Source organism: Vibrio sp. 10N.286.48.F5 (assembly GCF_041469785.1).
GTDB lineage: Bacteria > Pseudomonadota > Gammaproteobacteria > Enterobacterales > Vibrionaceae > Vibrio > Vibrio crassostreae_C.
This window is the reverse complement of sequence record NZ_JBFRLG010000017.1, coordinates 39,698-57,316: the sequence shown is the minus strand read 5'-3', so window position 1 is coordinate 57,316 and position 17,619 is coordinate 39,698. Positions and strand designations below refer to the sequence as shown.

Genomic DNA, 17,619 nt, shown 5'->3' with positions numbered 1-17,619 from the left:
AAAGGCAGACCATCAATAATAAGGATAAAGTACATGACGCAGACAACATCACCGTCTCCAGATGTGCAAGAAATGGTGGCACAATCAGACACTGGTGCGCGTAGCCCTCGCGGTATCCAAGGCCGTATTTTATGGTTTGTGCCTCTATGTTGGTCACTGTTCCAACTTTGGTATGCATCTCCGCTGCCGTTCATTTTTAACTTCGGAATTTTAAACGATACCGAAGCTCGAGCAATTCACCTTACCTTTGCTATTTTCCTAGCATTTACCGCTTATCCAGCTATGAAGAACTCGCCGCGGGACCATATCCCGGCAGTCGACTGGGTATTAGCGCTTGTAGGTAGTTTTTCAGCTTCTTATATCTATATTTTCTACACTGAACTTGCTGAGCGATCGGGCGCACCAACAACATTCGATATTGTTGCGGCTGTATTCGGTATGGTTTTACTGCTTGAAGCAACACGACGCGCTTTGGGTCCACCTCTTATGGTTGTGGCAGCAGTATTCCTACTTTATACCTTTGGCGGCCCTCACATGCCGGACGTTATTGCCCACAAAGGTGCGAGCCTGAACAAGGCAATGTCGCATCTGTGGCTAACAACTGAAGGTGTATTCGGTGTGGCACTTGGCGTATCAACGTCATTCGTATTCTTGTTTGTACTGTTTGGTGCAATGCTAGAACGTGCTGGCGCCGGTGCTTACTTTATTAAAGTTGCATTCTCACTGCTTGGTCACATGAAAGGCGGCCCAGCGAAAGCAGCCGTTGTCGCATCAGGTCTGTCTGGTTTGGTATCAGGTTCATCTATCGCGAACGTGGTAACCACGGGTACATTTACTATCCCGCTAATGAAGCGTGTTGGTTTCCCGGGCACTAAAGCAGGCGCAGTAGAAGTCGCGGCTTCAACCAATGGTCAATTAACACCACCTATCATGGGTGCAGCAGCCTTCTTGATGGTTGAGTATGTGGGCATTTCGTATGTAGAAGTAATCAAAGCCGCGCTACTGCCCGCTCTGATCTCTTACATCGCTCTGATTTACATTGTTCATCTAGAAGCATGTAAAGCAGGTATGACTGGCCTACCTCGTCGCCACACACCAACTATCGTACAAAGCTTACTGTCTTTCACGGGTACCATTTTAGGTCTGTGTGTTATCAGTGCCGCAGTTTACTACGGTGTCGGTTGGACGAAAGATGTCTTTGGCGATGCTGCAACACCAATCGTAACGGTGGCTCTATTAGTCGCTTATGTCGCTCTGGTTCGTGTATCAGCAAAATACGCATCTGAAGGCGGCATGGAAATCGATGCGGATCTCAAAGAAGTTCCGGATCCAGGTCCAACAATTAAGTCTGGCCTGCACTTCCTATTGCCTATCGTGGTGCTTGTTTGGTGTTTAACAGTTGAACGTTTCTCTCCAGGTCTGTCGGCATTCTGGGCGACCGTGTTCATGATCTTCATTCTGATCACTCAGCGTCCGTTAATGACTCTGATGAACAAATCAGACGATCTTGCAGAGCAAACTAAAGCTGGCTTCGTTGATCTCGCAGAGAGCTTGGTTTCAGGCGCGCGTAACATGATCGGTATCGGTGTGGCGACAGCGGCTGCAGGTACGGTTGTAGGCGTGGTGACTCTAACGGGTATCGGTCTAGTAATGACGGACTTCGTTGAGTTTATCTCAGGCGGTAGCATCATTCTTATGTTGCTATTCACTGCAGTAATCAGCTTGATCTTAGGTATGGGCTTGCCAACAACGGCGAACTACATCGTTGTATCAACGCTGATGGCTCCGGTAATCGTGACCCTAGGCGCTGCGCACGGCTTGATCATTCCATTGATTGCGGTTCACTTATTCGTGTTCTACTTCGGTATTCTTGCAGATGACACACCTCCGGTAGGTCTGGCAGCCTTTGCGGCCGCCGCGATTGCGAAATCCGACCCAATTCGTACAGGTATTCAAGGTTTTACCTATGATATCCGTACCGCAATTCTACCTTTCATGTTCATCTTCAATACTCAACTACTACTGATGGGCATTGATTCTTGGTGGCACTTAGCACTAACGATTTTCTCATCTGTGACTGCGGTACTTATCTTCGCAGCTGCAACACAAGGTTGGTGGTTCACCAAGAACAAGTGGTGGGAAACGGTGCTGCTTATTGCATTAACCTTCACTTTCTTCCGCCCTGGCTTCTGGTGGGACATGATTTACCCAGAGAAAGTTCTTTCACCTGGAGTTGAGATTGCTCAAATCACGGAAAAGCTGGATGTGGGACAATCACTTGAACTTAGAGTGGGTGGCGAAAACTTAGAAGGTGACTATTCTGAACAGACAGTTCGCCTGCCGTTTGAAGATTCTGCGACCTCAAGTGAAGATCGTATTGCCTCTATGGGTCTAATGCTGACTGAATCAGAAGGCAAGATGATTGTTGATATGGTTGAGTTCGGTAGCCCAGCAGAAGCGGCTGGTATTGATTTCGATTGGGAAATCAAATCCGTTATCCAAGATGCAGATCGACCAATGAAAGAGTGGGTATTCTTACCAGCTCTGATCATTTTGATTGGTTTAGCGATGAACCAAAGAAGACGTGCTCGTAAGGATGAGATTAGCGCGTAATGGATAAGGCTGAGTAGTGCTTAGCGCTATTTGGCTTTATTACATGGAAAGGATAATTACAGTGCTAAGTGAAAGCTTAGCGCTGATTAAAAAGAGACGAATACATGTATAGACAAATCCTTGTTCCCGTTGATCTTAACGACAAAGGCTTTTCTGATAAAGCAGTCGAGCTAGCGGTATGGCACGCGAAACACAGCAATGCTGAAGTCCACATTCTGAACGTCCTACCAGGCATTCACATGTCGATGGTTGCGTCTTACTTCCCGAAAGATGCAGCGAACCAAATGAAGCTTGATGTGAAAAATCAGCTCAAAGAGTTTGCTGACAAGCACATTGACGATGAAGTGGTGTATAAAGTTCACGTTGCCGAAGGCAAGACTTACACAACGATTCTAGATTACGCAGAAAAACTGGGCGCTGACCTTATCGTGATGCCTAGCCATAAGCGTTCGAAAATCGACAAAGTTGTGCTTGGTTCTGTTGCAAGCAAAGTGGTACAGAACTCACCAATCAATGTATTGGTAGTTAAGCCGCAAGGCTAAATCACTTAATCGACACAACGATCTAAAAAGGTTGGCTCAAAGCCAACCTTTTTTATGTCTGAAGCTGAGCGTATAACTGCTTACTGTGAATTAACTGACAAGATTCTGCGGCTTACCTGAAGCAAAGGCATCAATGTTATCTATCAAGATATCAGACAGCTTTTGAATTGAGCTATCACTGCCCCACGCCACATGTGGCGTTAATAGTAAATTTGGCAAATGACTGTTAGCCAGTAATGGGTTCGAGTTGTCTGCAGGCTCTTGTGTAAACACGTCCATGCCCGCACCTGCGATCTCATTACCTTTCAAAGCTTCAACCAAAGCTTGTTCATCGACAAGCCCACCACGGCCAGCATTAATTAACACCGCACTTGGTTTCATCATTGCTAGCTCTCGCTGTGAAATCAGATTACGGGTCGCTTCAGTCAATGGACAATGCAAGCTGATCGCATCGGCTTGCTGCAACACTGTATCAAAAGGCAGATACCCCTCTCGACAAGACTCCGCCCCTTTTCGCTCAGCAAAAATCACCTTCATACCTATCGCTTTAGCCAGTATCGCAGTCGCTTGGCCTAAGCTGCCACTACCGATTAAGCCCAATGTGCTGCCTGCAATATCTTGAATCGGATGTGTAAAAAAACAGAACTGCTTGTCCTTTTGCCACTCCCCGACTTCAATGTCTTGATGATAACCAACAAGGTTTCGTTTTAGCGTAAACAGCATAGCAATCACATGTTCAGGAACCGATTGAGTCGCATAACCTTGTACGTTTGTCACTGCAATGTTTTTAGATTTGCAGTATTCCACATCGACATTATTAACACCGGTCGCTGAAACCGCGATCAACTTGAGTTTTTTCGCACCAGCGAGATTCGACTCATTGAGCACTACCTTGTTAGTGATCACCACATCAGCTTCTTCAACTCGCTCTGATACTTGCTCAGGAGCTGTGAAATCATACTCTACCCATTCATGCTCAAAGCTCAGAGGCTTTAAATGAATTTGAGATGGGATAGTCGCTCTATCGAGAAACACAACATTCAGCGTTGGCATTCTTCTTCCTTGGTTAGATCTATGAATCAGTCCATTCTAAGCTTTTAGCTTACTGTAGTCTGGAAGCTCAAGCGCAATTTCAAAGTGCTGTTCGATTTGTGGGGATGCTTGAGGATAAAAGTCACAGGGAACAAAGGCTTTAAACAACTGATTATTCGCTGGATGATAAAAGCTCAGCTCACACGCATGCAAAGCCAACCTATCACTGTATTCAAATGCTTCTGATGTTGCGTAAAACTCATCGCCCACAATCGGTGCGCCTATTTCCATGCAATGCACTCTCAATTGGTGAGAACGCCCGGTAATTGGCAGTAACTTAAGTAAAGTCGTTTGGAGTTCTTGCTGTTCTACCACATAACGAGTCTGTGATGATTTACCATCCTCGAAACACACTTTTTGCTTCGGCCGGTTTGGCCAATCGCAAATAAGAGGGAGGTCAATCAAACCTTCTGCTTTTTCCAATCGGCCCCATACTCGCGCGTAATAGAGTTTGTGTGTCAGTCGATATTGAAACTGCTTCTTCAAATGACGCTCAGCTTGTTTGTGTTTAGCGAGCAGCATCAAGCCTGATGTCGACATATCCAAGCGATGCACCACCTGAATATCTGAAAAATCCACGACTAGGCGACTCCACATACTGTCGTAATGCTCTGGTAACCTCCCAGGAACTGAAAGTAAGCCAGCAGGTTTATTCACCACAAGAATATCGTCATCTTGATACACAATATCAATCCAGGGGTCACGCGGTGGTGCGTAATGTTCTAACGCCATTCTAGCCTCTAGTTACTGTTAAATAATAATTTATGGTCAAGTTGTTTATTAAAAAATACAATTAAAGTCTTTTTTGTACATAAAAGTTGACGACCTTACAAAACATGGTATTGATAGGGGAACGGAAAATAAGAAGTCAGCATCAAAGGAAAAATGATGGAAAGTACGGTTAAAACTACAACAACAAAAGCACAAACCTCTGCTCCCCTATCAACGTTAATTCGGTCTCTTGGCCCAGGTATTATGATGGCAGCAGCTGCTGTGGGAGGTTCACATTTAGTTGCATCCACTAAAGCTGGTGCGATATATGGCTGGCAACTTGCCGCTCTTATTATCCTCGTGAACCTGTTTAAGTACCCGTTCTTTAAAGCCGGCATCCAATATACATTGGGAACGGGTCAAAGCTTGGTGGAAGGTTACTCTAACTTAGGTCGCCCTTACCTTGTGATCTTTTCTATTTTGAGTGCTATTTCAGCCGTTGTGAATACCGCAGCCTTACTGTTATTCAGTGCAAGCTTACTTAGCTACTTTGTTCCTTTTGATTTGGCCACCAGCACATTGTGTATGATCGTTTTAGCGACATGCTTAATCATTCTATTCGCCGGCCATTATCGCGCTCTCGACACGCTATCTAAATCGATCATGGCGATACTGACCATCACAACCTTAGCTGCAGTCGCCATTGCGATTGGCTCTCCCGTTGAACCTGATGCGGCTTTTGTTCCACCGTCGCCTTGGTCATTGGCTGCTATCGGCTTTATCGTGGTAACCATGGGTTGGATGCCAGCTCCTATCGAGATCTCAAGCATCACCTCTATGTGGCTAAAAAGCCAAAAAGAAAAACAAGAAGTGACCGCTCAATCAGCACTGTTCGATTTCAATGTCGGTTACATTGGTACTGCACTGCTTGCTTTAGTATTTGTTGCGTTAGGTGCGTTGGTACTTCACGGTTCAGGTGTTGAACTGTCTCGCTCTGGCGTTGGCTTCACTCATCAATTGGTCGGTATCTACGCTTCGACAATTGGTGAATGGTCTCGTCCATTAATCGCTCTGATCGCATTCTTCTGTATCTTTGGCAGCACCATTACCGTTATCGATGGTTATTCACGCGTGCTTGCTGAATCACAACGTCTATTGCTTAAAAAAGAAAGCAGCCCAAAAATGCTACAGGGTTGGATCGTCATCGTCTCTCTCGCAGCACTCTCCATCGTGATGTTCTTCAGTGCTGCTTTAATGCCTATGCTTGATTTCGCGATGGTACTTGCTTTTGCAACTACGCCATTCTTCGCATTGCTTAACTTCATCTTAGTCAGTAAAACAAAGCTTCCAAAAGCGCTCGCGATTGGCACTAAGCTAAAATGGTTGTCTGTCGCAGGTCTTATTTACCTATTTGGTTTCCTAGCCGTATTTGTTTGGTGGAAATGGTTAATGTAATTTCTTTGCCATTGCACGTTTCAACAATCAAAACACCTTTCAAATACTAGATAAAAAGAAGGCCTTCATCATGAAGGCCTTCTTTTGTTAAAGCATTTACTAATTCAAAACTAGTTGTGAGAAACCACTATCAAACGTAGTGAATCTAATTGAACCTGAGCTTTGCTGATGTAACCTGTCAGTGCATTGATTTGAGCTTCGATAACCTCTAGCTCTTCATCACGAATATTAGGGTTCACGGCTTTAAGCGCTTGTAGACGCTCTAATTCACCGTTCAGGTTAGTCTGCATATCTCGTTGAGCCTGTTCACGCACTTCTTCCACTTTAGGAAGTACGTGCGTCTCACCCGCTTCAATTAGCTTGTGAATCTCACCTTGTACCGAGTTCACTAGCTTGCTCGCTAAGTGACGGTTTACTGGGCTTAGTTGACGGTTAAAGCTGTCGAACTCAACCTGAGCAGATAAATCGTTACCACGGCCATCCATCATCAAACGAATTGGCGTCTTAGGTAAGAACTGGCTGATACCGCTGCGCTTTGGCGCTTGCGCATCCACAAGGTAAACCAACTCAAGCAGGATAGTACCCACTGGCAGCGCTTTGTTTTTCAGCAATGATACCGCTGATGCACCCACACCTTCACTCAGTAGCAGATCAATACCGCCTTGAATCATTGGGTGCTCCCAGCTGATGAAGTTCATGTCTTCACGAGAAAGGGCTGTATCACGATCGAACGTGATGGTTGCGCCTTCGTATGGTAAGCCAGGGTAGCTTGGTACCATCATGTGCTCAGATGGTGTCACGACTAGCGCATTTTCACCCTTGTCGTCTTGGTTCAAACCAATCGTGTCGAACAAGCTCAGTGCAAACGTTACTAGGTTAGTATCGCCATCAGTTGATGCAATCTTCTCTGCGATTTCGTGTGCTTTGTCGCCGCCGTTTGAGTGCATCTCTAATAGGCGATCGCGGCCTTTTTCTAGATCCGCTTTTAGGCTTTGATTTAGCTTGGCAGACTCTTCAATCACTTCATCAAGCTGCTCTGTATTACCAGAAGCCAGCATTTCGATAAGAACATCTGAGTACTTGTCGTAAACTGTGCGACCAGTTGGACATGTCTCTGCAAATGCATTTAGACCCTCATCAAACCAACGCGCAAGAATCGCCTGTGACGTGCCTTTTAAGTAAGGGACATGGATGTCGATGTCACGCAGCTGACCGATACGGTCCAAACGACCAATACGTTGTTCAAGCAAGTCTGGGTTGAACGGAAGATCGAACATTACTAGCTGGTTCGCGAACTGGAAGTTACGACCTTCAGAGCCGATTTCGCTACAGATAAGAACCTGAGCTCCGCCCTCTTCTTGAGCAAAGTAAGCCGCGGCTTTATCACGCTCTAGAATCGACATGCCTTCGTGGAATACGGTTGCACGTACACCTTCACGCTCACGTAGTGCTTGCTCTAATTGAAGAGCAGTACTTGCACGTGATGCGATCACTAAGATTTTTTCGCTTCGCTTGTCTTGGATCTTTTCAATCAGCCAGTTAACACGCGAATCGAACTGCCACCAGCTTGAGTCTTCACCTTCAAACTCTTGGAAGATCTCTTCTGGATAAAGCATCTTCATAGCACGAGCTTCGGGAGCCATCTTGCCACCGATCATGCCAGATACACGCATTGAGGTTGTGTACTGCGTTGGAATCTCCATCGGCAGTAGGTTTACATTACGCTTAGGGAAGCCTTTGATTGCAGCTCGCGTGTTTCTAAATAGAACACGGCCAGTACCATGGCGGTCCATAAGGTTATCAATTAATTCTTGGCGAGCTAACGCTTGCTCTTCTTCGCTACTATCACCTTCGATAACACGGAACAGCGGCTCTACATCTTGCTCAGAAAGCAGTTCAGTAATCTGATTCTTCGCGCTGTTTTCAAGCTTCACACCAGAGAACAATGCAGTAACAGCATCAGCAACCGGTGCGTATTGGTCTTCTTCTTCAACGAATGCTTCGTAATCGTAGAAGCGGTCAGGATCAAGCAGACGCAGACGTGCAAAGTGACTCTCACGACCTAGTTGTTCAGGCGTTGCTGTTAGTAGTAGCACACCAGACGTATTTTCCGCTAAGCCTTCAACCACCTGGTATTCGCGGCTTGGTTTGTCTTGGCTCCACTCAAGGTGATGCGCTTCATCGACAACCAGCAAGTCCCACTCGCCTTCAAGTGCTTGCTCGTAGCGCTTACGGCTCTTACGTAGGAAATCCAAAGAACACAGAACGTACTGCTGGGTATCAAATGGGTTGTCCGATTCAGCAAACGCTTCAATACAACGCTCTTCATCGAAGATAGAGAAGTGCAGATTGAAACGGCGCATCATCTCTACTAACCATTGGTGCTGTAGAGTTTCAGGAACCACAATCAGAATTCGTTCAGCACGGCCAGACAACACCTGTTGGTGGATGATCATGCCCGCTTCGATGGTTTTACCTAGGCCAACTTCATCAGCCAGTAAAACGCGCGGAGCGTGACGACGGCCCACTTCATGAGCGATGTATAACTGGTGAGGGATCAAGCCAGCACGCATACCACACAAGCCACGCATAGGGCTCTTGTGTTGTTGGTACTGGTTACTCAACGCGCGGTAACGCAACACGAAGTTATCCATACGGTCGATTTGACCTGCGTACAGTTTATCTTGTGGCTTGTTAAAGCGGATCTGGTTACTTAAGAAGATTTCACGCAGAGTGACTTCTGTTTCTTGGGTATCTTCGCGAGTACCTAAGTAGGTTAGCAGTCCTTTGTCTTCGATAACTTCTTCGACAGACAGAGACCAACCTTCTTGGCATTCGATGACATCGCCTACATTAAACGTTACTCGGGTTACGGGAGCATCAGTACGTGCATAAACACGGTTTTCTTCTGACGCTGCAAACATTAGTGTCACTGTGCGAGCATCCATTGCTACAACGGTACCTAAACCTAAATCGCTCTCCGTATCGCTTATCCAGCGTTGCCCCAAAGCAAATGTCATGAATCGACTACCTCAATCTTATAGTTGGAATTTGGTCTTTTTAACTGCAGTTTCAAACAAGAACGTTCTTGCTCCTGAACTAAAAATATAGCCAAAAATGCCTAGTTTGCAGCCACTTTTTAAGTGCGCTCTAGATAATAAATATCTCAAGAAAATGGTGCAGAAAAAGGTCGCTAATCTTACTCGATGCTGTGATTTAGGTCACGCCTAAAGGAGATGATTTCGTGCTTTTTTTCTGTTTTCGCCAGTGCAATCAAACTGTCAAAAAATCATGGTTAATCTATAGGTAGCAGATTGCTGCTCTCAAACGAATACGCCATAGTCATCTACAACGATATGGTGGTATTCCTCTAGATGAAGTTTAGGTGAGTAGTTGACTATCACCAGAATCAGATACTAATCTTTATATGAGCTTTATCTACGTTCAATGAATGCAAGGCAAGCCGCACGTCGGCAAGGAGATGCTATGGGCGAGACCAACCGGAAGCTATTTGTTTTAGACACCAATATCCTACTTCACGAACCCTTCGCTATATTTTCTTTCCAAGAGCACGATGTCGTTATCCCCATGACAGTGCTAGAAGAACTAGACAGAATCAAAGACAGTAAGAGAGACGTTGCCCGAGATGCGAGAATTGCGATACGAACTCTCGAAGATCTATTCAGGGAAGCTACACCAGACCAAATATCGGAAGGTATCCCTTTCACCAAAGACATTAAAGCCTCAGGCAGTATTTCAATACTCGCCGATTACGAACTTCAAGAAAGCATTAAGGCCTTCGCCGACGACAAAGCTGGCGATAACCGAATCCTCAACGCAGTCCTCTATCTTCAAAACAAACGTGCGCCACGCGAAGTGGTTCTCATCACCAAAGACATCAACATGCGCTTACGAGCCAAAGGCGCTGGTGTTCGCTTTGTTGAAGACTATCAAACAGACCAACTGATTGATGATATCCAATATCTCACCAAAGGCTTTCAACAGCTCGAAGGATCATTTTGGGATGGTATCGACAATGTCGAGAGCAGAAGTTTAGGTGGAAAGACACTGCACACCTTAGCTAGAGCGCCTTTTGAGCCAACCTTCCTTAACCAATATGTGATTGATGAAGAGAGTGACTTTGCCGCTCGAGTCGAAGAGATTGAGCCAGAAAGCATTACCCTGAGAGACCTCAGTCGCGAACGACTGATGAATCGCAGAGCATGGGACATCACACCCAAAAACGTCTATCAAGGTATGGCGATCGATGCCCTGCTCGACCCTGATATTGATCTGGTGATCCTAACTGGTGCGGCAGGGAGTGGTAAAACGCTGCTCGCCATGGCTGCTGCACTTGAGCAAACCATTGAGCGTAAACAGTTCGATAAGATCATCGTAACCCGAAACACGCCCGACATTGGTGAGTCGATTGGTTTCCTCCCTGGTACCGAAGAAGAGAAGATGCTGCCTTGGTTGGCTGCTGTGACCGATACACTGGAAGCGCTGCACAAGAACGATCACTGTACAGAAGGCTCGATGAAGTACATCTGTGACAAAGCCAACATCCAGTTCAAATCGATTAACTTCATGCGTGGACGCTCGATTCAGAATGCGTTTGTGCTTCTCGATGAGTGTCAGAACCTCACCGCTTCACAAATCAAAACCATTATCACCCGTTGTGGTGAAGGTACTAAGATCGTCTGCTCAGGAAACCTAGCACAGATAGATTCTTCCTACTTAACCCCCGTGACTTCAGGCTTAACTTACATGGTTGAGCGTTTTAAAAACTTCGAAGGCAGTGCCAACATCCACCTCAATGGTGTGGTGCGTAGCCGACTGGCAGAGTTTGCGGAAGAGAACATGTAGCGACTCTATACGCTCACTGAATCAATAACCTAAAAACAAAAAGCGCCTCACATTGGAGGCGCTTTTCAATTTAATATTTTGAAGTAAGTTGGCAGAGATTCGTCTGAATTACTCAGTACCACCAACAGTTAACGAGTCTAGTTTCAATGTTGGCTGACCAACACCTACTGGCACACTTTGGCCAGCCTTACCACACACACCAACACCTCGGTCGATGCTTAGGTCGTTACCGACCATAGACACTTGCTGCATCGCTTCAATACCAGAACCGATCAACGTTGCACCCTTCACTGGGTGAGTGATCTTACCGTTTTCAATCATGTACGCTTCAGAAGCCGAGAATACAAACTTACCAGAAGTAATATCAACCTGACCGCCGCCGAAGTTCGGGGCGTAGATACCCTTCTCAACCGTTGCGATGATCTCTTCCGGCGTGTGTTCGCCCGGTAGCATGTATGTATTCGTCATACGTGGCATTGGAAGATGGGCGTAAGACTCACGACGACCATTACCTGTCGGTGCTACACCCATTAGGCGAGCGTTCAGCTTATCTTGCATGTAACCTTTTAAGATGCCGTTTTCGATTAAAGTATTGTACTGACCGTTAACACCTTCATCATCGACGTTCAATGAACCACGAAGATCAGTCAATGTACCGTCATCGACAATCGTACATAGGCTTGAAGTGACTTGCTCGCCAACTTTACCCGAGAATACTGAAGACTCTTTACGGTTAAAGTCGCCTTCTAAACCGTGGCCTACGGCTTCGTGTAGAAGAACGCCCGGCCAACCAGAACCAAGAACCACAGGCATTGCACCAGCAGGCGCAGCAACTGCTTCAAGGTTAACAAGCGCTTGGCGAATCGCTTCATCCGCAAATTGGTAAGCAACCTGAGTGCCTTTGTCATCGCTTAGGAAAAAGTCGTAACCAAAACGACCACCGCCACCAGCACTACCACGTTCACGGCGATCGCCTTTCTGAGCAAGTACACTGATTGATAGACGAACCAGCGGACGAATATCGCCAGCGTAAGTTCCATCAGTCGCAGCAACCAGCATCTGCTCATGTACACCGCTTAGGCTCACAGATACCTCAGTCACCATAGGCTCTTTCGTACGAATGTAAGCATCCAATGATTTCAGTAGTTCCGTTTTCTGCTGTTTTTCCCAGCTCGCTAGCGGGTTAACTGCATCATAGTAAGTTTGGTTAGAGTTGCGTTTAAACGCTTGAACCTTGCCGTTTTGACCTTGCTTCGCGATACCACGAGCCGCAATTGCGCTCAGTTTAAGACCATCCAATTGGATTTGGTCAGAGTAAGCAAAACCGGTCTTTTCGCCAGATACTGCACGAACACCAACACCGCAATCGATATTGAAAGAGCCGTCTTTAATAATGCTATCTTCTAGCACCAAAGATTCGTGCCAGCTAGACTGAAAGTAGATATCAGCATAATCAATTTGGCGGGTAGCAATGCTCGCCAATGTATCTGCGATATTTTGCTCCGTAAGCCCTGTTGGGTTCAGTAGCGCTTCTTCAATTTGATTAATGCTCATAGATGGCTCTTGTTTGTAATTAAAATTGATTGGTAAATCGAGAGTGTTGCGCGATGGGCATATTTTGCCTGATTGATTCGCAACTGGACGTATCTATCTCAACCACCATACTTTTAGGTTCTTGATCTAACTGTGCGACCACTCTTCCCCAGGGATCAACCACCATAGAGTGTCCCCATGTTTCTCTTTGGCAAGGGTGTTTGCCACCTTGCCCTACCGCGACGATCCACGATTGTGTTTCGATCGCACGGCATCTTAATAGTGCTTCCCAATGCGCCTGTCCGGTGACTGCGGTAAACGCAGCTGGAACCACTATGATTTGCGCCCCTTGCTTACGTAACTCAGAATACAAGTGTGGAAAACGCACATCATAACAAATACTCAAACCTAAGCGACCAAAAGGCGTTTCCGCTGTCACAACTCGGTCACCCGGCGTGAAAATATCCGACTCTCGATAGCACTTATGGGCATCGGCGACATCTACATCAAACATGTGTAGCTTGTCGTAATGAGCCACTAAACTGCCAAAATCGTCAATCACCAAGGTTGTGGTAGTCACGCCTTTAGCTGTGCTTATCGGCATACTGCCAATGACGATCCAAATTCGCTGAAGCTTTGCTAACTCAGAGATTTTCTTTTGCAATGGGCCATCATTTAGAGGCTCAGCATACTGGTGATAGTCGGCTTTACTGCCAAAGACTAACGCATTTTCAGGACACACAACCCACTTAGCCCCCGACTCTTTGCACTTTGCTACCTCTTGAACAAGGTACTCAAAGTTCAGTTCAGGGCTAGGGCCAGATGTCATTTGAATCAACCCAACACAATCCATGTGTATCGCTCCTCCATTCATTATGATTCAGAAATCAGCATTTCACCGTATATTCGCTGACTAGGATATAAGGCCTATTCGGCTAACTTCCTGAGTTTCTCTGGTAGCTGGAACTCACCGGAGCTACGAGAAAGCTCGCTCACCGTTGGTGAATCCAATGGTCCTTTCACCGAATAATTTACTTGGGTAAAGACTTCCACAACTGGCGAGATAACCGTGGTCACCGCCAATACGTACAGCGCCGTTTGAGGGGTTACCGCAAAGGCCGTTAATACGGGAATACCCGAGGTAATATCTGGGGTAAAGTTCACCTCAGCATCAACCTGACGCGTGTTGAGGTTAGCGATACCTTTGATTTTCATCTCACCTGCGACCGCATCCATGTTCAGATCATTGGTCAGGAAGATACCATTTTGAATCTCGCCCGTTCCGGTGATGCTGTTGAAGGCCATACCTTTATCAAACACATCTGAGAAATCGAGCTGCATCTTACGGATGATCGAATCTAGGCTAAACAGGCCAAGTAATCGAGCTGCGCCGCTCACATCCGAGATAATGCCTTTACCAAACTTGGTTTTAACGTTGCCATCAAGGGTATCCATTTTGATTCCCCAAGGCGAACCATCCCAATTTAGTTGACCTTCCAACGCGAATGGCGCTTTTTGAATCCCGGAAGTAATACCAAAGCGCTCCATGAGCTCACTGTTGTTTTCGCCTTCAACATCAACCGTTAGCGCGGAATGACTCTTGTCACCGTCCAGTTCCCACCAACCGCTGACATCCGCTTTGTTACCGCCGCTTCGCACCTGGATTTTGTTCCACTCGATACGATCTTCGTTCCTCGTCATTTCAACATCGACCTTACCCACCTTGTAGCCTTGCAGCCAAAAGTCGTTCAGCGTCAGGGTCAGGTTTGGCATCGCATCGTGGATCTCTCTATCCAATTTGGATATCAATGGCGCAGCTTGTTCTTTACGTTGCAGCAGTTGCTGATCTTGGTTGTTCTTATCACTCCACTCAGGAACAAACAGATGCAGACGATCCAGTGAAACTGTCAAATCATAAGGAGGCAGGTAGTTAATATCCCCTTCTAGCTCTTGGCTAGACACTTCCATTTGCCACGCCTGTTTGTTCTTACGAGCACTAAAATCGACGTCATTCCAAGAGATACCACCCAAGATCAGCTCTTTACTCTCAAAGGTAATACGGCTTGGCGCAGGTATGGTTGGCGTGTTCATTTGACTAAGTACAGCCGTTGAAGGCTTTACCGGTTCCATTACAACCGATAACCAATCATCGGCATTGAATTTGTCTGTACGAATCAGTGCGTGATGGCCCACCACCGGGCTAATTTTGTAGCCACCGCGACCAAGCACTAAGTTGGTCGCCGTTAACTCAGGCACGTCGCCTGTGATATCAATCTCAGCTTGGTACTTGGTGTTTGGCAATTGCAGGCGCGCGGTAATCGTCTCTTGGTTACCCGATGCCTGTAGCCTTGCAGAACCACTTTCTAGTGATTTTTTCGCCAATGGATATGGGTAATCACTCGCCAAGTATTTTAGGTCTGACTGTAAGTCTAGTTGGTAGGTAAAGCCGATATCATTCAGCTGGATATCAATCTGGCTTTGCCATTGCGCATGACCTGATAAGCGGCTTAACCATTGCTCACCGATGTAAGGTTCTAGAGGCTTGACGTCCCAATCACCTAACACATCAATATCAACTGCATAGCCAGGACCATCATTAAGGCCCTTAAAATCAAGCGAGATACCTTGGTTAAGCAGATCCGCAGCGAGGCCATTTGCCGTCACTACGTCATTATCAAATTCAATTCGACCCGTGGTGTTCTCGAGCACCATTGGCGGCGCTTCAATCTCAACATGGTTGCCACTTAAGTCGGCGTAACCCCATGCTCTTGCTTCTTTTTCAGAATCAAACGGAATATTCAGCTGGAACTCAGAAGAGACATCACCACTCACTTGAAGTGCGGTTAAGGCTGCGCCTACCGAGCCCACCAGTGGCGAAGACGTCATGTAATCGCGTACTGCGTTGCCAGACGCCGTCGCTTTAGCTTCAATTTCAATATGGCCGCCTTCCCCTAAATAAGGAATGCGTCCTGTGATTCGATCTGCCGTCACATCCATCAGTTGAGCTGAGCGAGAATCCAAATGCATCGCATCATTTTCAAACAACAGATCAAGCTGAAGATCAGTAATCAGTGGCCACGCGGTATCAAAGCTGAATTTCGCATCTTCTAAGCCAACCCAAACCTGGAAAATACCATCGTGGTTAGTGTATGGGTATTGAGACAAATCACCATGCCACAACAGTTTTACGGTATCCGCTTTACCGGCTTGAATCGCAGTTGAAAGGTAGTCTGTTAGATCTTGCCCAAGAGCCAGTGTAGGTAAGTAGCGCCATGTTTCACCGACATTGTAAGCGTCCGCTTCGCCGTAGAAGGATAAAAACGGGCTCGCATCTTTTGGGAAGTCTAAGCGGAATGCGCCTAGTACTTGTAAATCGGGGGTGGCAGCTGTGATTTTGTCTGACCACAGCTTCCAGCCGTTTTCATCTTGCTGCCAAACAATATCAACCTGACCTTGTTTGATATTCAAAGGCGCTTGGAATACGTCACCATAAGGGAACACATCGTCAATAACATGCAGGCTAGCTTTCGCTTCCGAGGCCGAACCAAACACACTACCAGACACTTGGCTAAAGCCTGGGACTAGTTCCCACTGCTCGATAGCAAGATCAGAAAAACTGGCTGAATAACGTAAACTGTCAATTCCCGAACCCATGGAAACACGGATATCAGAAACAGAGCCGCCCGGCGCCAATACGTTAATCATTTTGGTTGATTGTTCAGAGTCAGGCAGCAGCTTAATCAACGGAGTAATAGTCGCAATATCCAGCTCAGAAATGTTGAGTTGCCATGGACCTTGATTCCACTTGAACGCTACGTCGAGTTCCGGCCAAGGTGTGTCATCCGTTCTAAGGTTTAGTGAGTGACCATTTACTTGCCAACCATCATCAGTCGGCGACAACTTAAAGACACCGGACTCAAGCATGAGGTCATGCTCGCCATCTTCGTTCCACGCCAGTTCTGAGGGTAAAACCTCAACATAAGCGCTCACTGGCTTGCTATTTCGCAGCGTAAGCCAGCTATTCAAGCTCACAGTACCCGTTTCAATGCCGGATTCCGCCTGCATATAATGCGTAAGCCATGGCTTAACAGAAATGCTGTCGGCACTGACATAAAACTCACCAGTCACATCAGTCAGTGACCCACCATCAATAAAGTTAGCACTCACTGACAGAGAGTTTAGATTGGCATCTTTGATACTCACCACACCTTCAGCAAGGTGATGTTTGTCTAAATTTTGCCATTTTAAGGTTTCTATATCGAGCTGACGTTCTTCACCCGAAACAGAGTGATAAAGAATAGAAGAATCTTTTGCAGTTACATCGACGAGTGTTTTTAGCAGTAAATTATCGAGCTCTTGTATCACTCGCTTGGAAGACTCGGGATCTGTAGGTTCGTCTTTGCCATTTTGTCCGGCAAACAGATCAATTGAGCGGATATCAAGATACATTTGATTCATGACTAGATCGGCCACAACCGGGCGCATCTGCACGAGCGATTGAATCAAGTCAAACTCGACTTCAACACGCTCAACAGAGAAGGTCACATCTTCTGCATTGGGGAGGCTAGCTTTAACGCCTTGCAGAGCAATAGAGGGGTGAGTGTTACGCCAAAAACCGCCCACATCTTGAATCGAAAAATCAAAACCGGAGTGTTGGTTTACCCAAAGCTCAATTTCAGATTGATACTTGTTTAAATTGGGCAAGGCTACACGCAGTGTAGTAACGGCAATGGCTAGCGTTACTAAGAGAGTAACCACTAACCATAAACATGCACGTAGAATCAGAGTAACGCTTGAGCTCACAAAA

The 17,619-nt window shown here is 46.3% G+C and carries 10 protein-coding genes; 4 read left to right on the top strand and 6 right to left on the bottom strand.

Annotation, left to right across the window (positions count from 1 at the left end; genetic code table 11):
- Window positions 1-33 precede the first annotated feature (33 nt).
- Window positions 34-2,613 (top strand): TRAP transporter permease, encoded by a 2,580-nt coding sequence (locus tag AB4185_RS11870; protein WP_372135494.1) that lies wholly within the window; start codon window positions 34-36, stop codon window positions 2,611-2,613.
- 104 nt (window positions 2,614-2,717) lie between these two features.
- The gene (locus tag AB4185_RS11865; protein ID WP_048609641.1) at window positions 2,718-3,155 is read left to right on the top strand and encodes a universal stress protein; all 438 of its coding nucleotides are present in this window, start codon (window positions 2,718-2,720) and stop codon (window positions 3,153-3,155) included.
- A 90-nt stretch (window positions 3,156-3,245) separates the two neighbouring features.
- Here AB4185_RS11865 and AB4185_RS11860 read toward each other — a convergent pair whose 3' ends face one another.
- Window positions 3,246-4,208, bottom strand: a complete 963-nt coding sequence (locus AB4185_RS11860) for a D-2-hydroxyacid dehydrogenase (protein ID WP_372135493.1) — start codon at window positions 4,206-4,208, stop codon at window positions 3,246-3,248.
- 36 nt (window positions 4,209-4,244) lie between these two features.
- Window positions 4,245-4,979, bottom strand: coding sequence for a bifunctional tRNA pseudouridine(32) synthase/23S rRNA pseudouridine(746) synthase RluA (rluA, locus tag AB4185_RS11855; protein WP_372135492.1), 735 nt, complete (start codon window positions 4,977-4,979; stop codon window positions 4,245-4,247).
- A 156-nt stretch (window positions 4,980-5,135) separates the two neighbouring features.
- On the opposite strand from rluA, the gene AB4185_RS11850 reads away from it, so the two are divergent.
- Window positions 5,136-6,413 carry an NRAMP family divalent metal transporter gene (locus tag AB4185_RS11850; protein WP_010434396.1) on the top strand — a complete coding sequence of 426 codons (1,278 nt, stop codon included), beginning with the start codon at window positions 5,136-5,138 and terminating at the stop codon, window positions 6,411-6,413.
- Between the two features lie 110 nt (window positions 6,414-6,523).
- Here AB4185_RS11850 and rapA read toward each other — a convergent pair whose 3' ends face one another.
- A complete protein-coding gene (rapA, locus tag AB4185_RS11845) occupies window positions 6,524-9,433 on the bottom strand; it encodes an RNA polymerase-associated protein RapA (RefSeq protein ID WP_102332749.1) in 2,910 nt (969 codons plus the stop codon).
- Between the two features lie 466 nt (window positions 9,434-9,899).
- On the opposite strand from rapA, the gene AB4185_RS11840 reads away from it, so the two are divergent.
- Window positions 9,900-11,279 carry a PhoH family protein gene (locus tag AB4185_RS11840; RefSeq protein WP_102332748.1) on the top strand — a complete coding sequence of 460 codons (1,380 nt, stop codon included), beginning with the start codon at window positions 9,900-9,902 and terminating at the stop codon, window positions 11,277-11,279.
- Window positions 11,280-11,387: 108 nt separating this feature from the next.
- Here AB4185_RS11840 and tldD read toward each other — a convergent pair whose 3' ends face one another.
- The 3 genes from tldD to AB4185_RS11825 form a co-directional block, all read right to left on the bottom strand.
- Window positions 11,388-12,833 carry a metalloprotease TldD gene (gene tldD, locus AB4185_RS11835; RefSeq protein WP_372135491.1) on the bottom strand — a complete coding sequence of 482 codons (1,446 nt, stop codon included), beginning with the start codon at window positions 12,831-12,833 and terminating at the stop codon, window positions 11,388-11,390.
- Between the two features lie 19 nt (window positions 12,834-12,852).
- Window positions 12,853-13,665, bottom strand: coding sequence for a carbon-nitrogen hydrolase family protein (locus AB4185_RS11830; protein ID WP_372135490.1), 813 nt, complete (start codon window positions 13,663-13,665; stop codon window positions 12,853-12,855).
- Window positions 13,666-13,739: 74 nt separating this feature from the next.
- The gene (locus AB4185_RS11825; protein WP_372135489.1) at window positions 13,740-17,615 is read right to left on the bottom strand and encodes a YhdP family protein; all 3,876 of its coding nucleotides are present in this window, start codon (window positions 17,613-17,615) and stop codon (window positions 13,740-13,742) included.
- Window positions 17,616-17,619: the final 4 nt, after the last annotated feature.

Coding starts and splice junctions, on each gene's coding strand:
- AB4185_RS11870 (WP_372135494.1), top strand. CDS start 34: ATGACGCAGACAACATCACCGTCTCCAGATGTGCAAGAAATGGTGGCA.
- AB4185_RS11865 (WP_048609641.1), top strand. CDS start 2,718: ATGTATAGACAAATCCTTGTTCCCGTTGATCTTAACGACAAAGGCTTT.
- AB4185_RS11860 (WP_372135493.1), bottom strand. CDS start 4,208: ATGCCAACGCTGAATGTTGTGTTTCTCGATAGAGCGACTATCCCATCT.
- rluA (WP_372135492.1), bottom strand. CDS start 4,979: ATGGCGTTAGAACATTACGCACCACCGCGTGACCCCTGGATTGATATT.
- AB4185_RS11850 (WP_010434396.1), top strand. CDS start 5,136: ATGGAAAGTACGGTTAAAACTACAACAACAAAAGCACAAACCTCTGCT.
- rapA (WP_102332749.1), bottom strand. CDS start 9,433: ATGACATTTGCTTTGGGGCAACGCTGGATAAGCGATACGGAGAGCGAT.
- AB4185_RS11840 (WP_102332748.1), top strand. CDS start 9,900: ATGGGCGAGACCAACCGGAAGCTATTTGTTTTAGACACCAATATCCTA.
- tldD (WP_372135491.1), bottom strand. CDS start 12,833: ATGAGCATTAATCAAATTGAAGAAGCGCTACTGAACCCAACAGGGCTT.
- AB4185_RS11830 (WP_372135490.1), bottom strand. CDS start 13,665: ATGGATTGTGTTGGGTTGATTCAAATGACATCTGGCCCTAGCCCTGAA.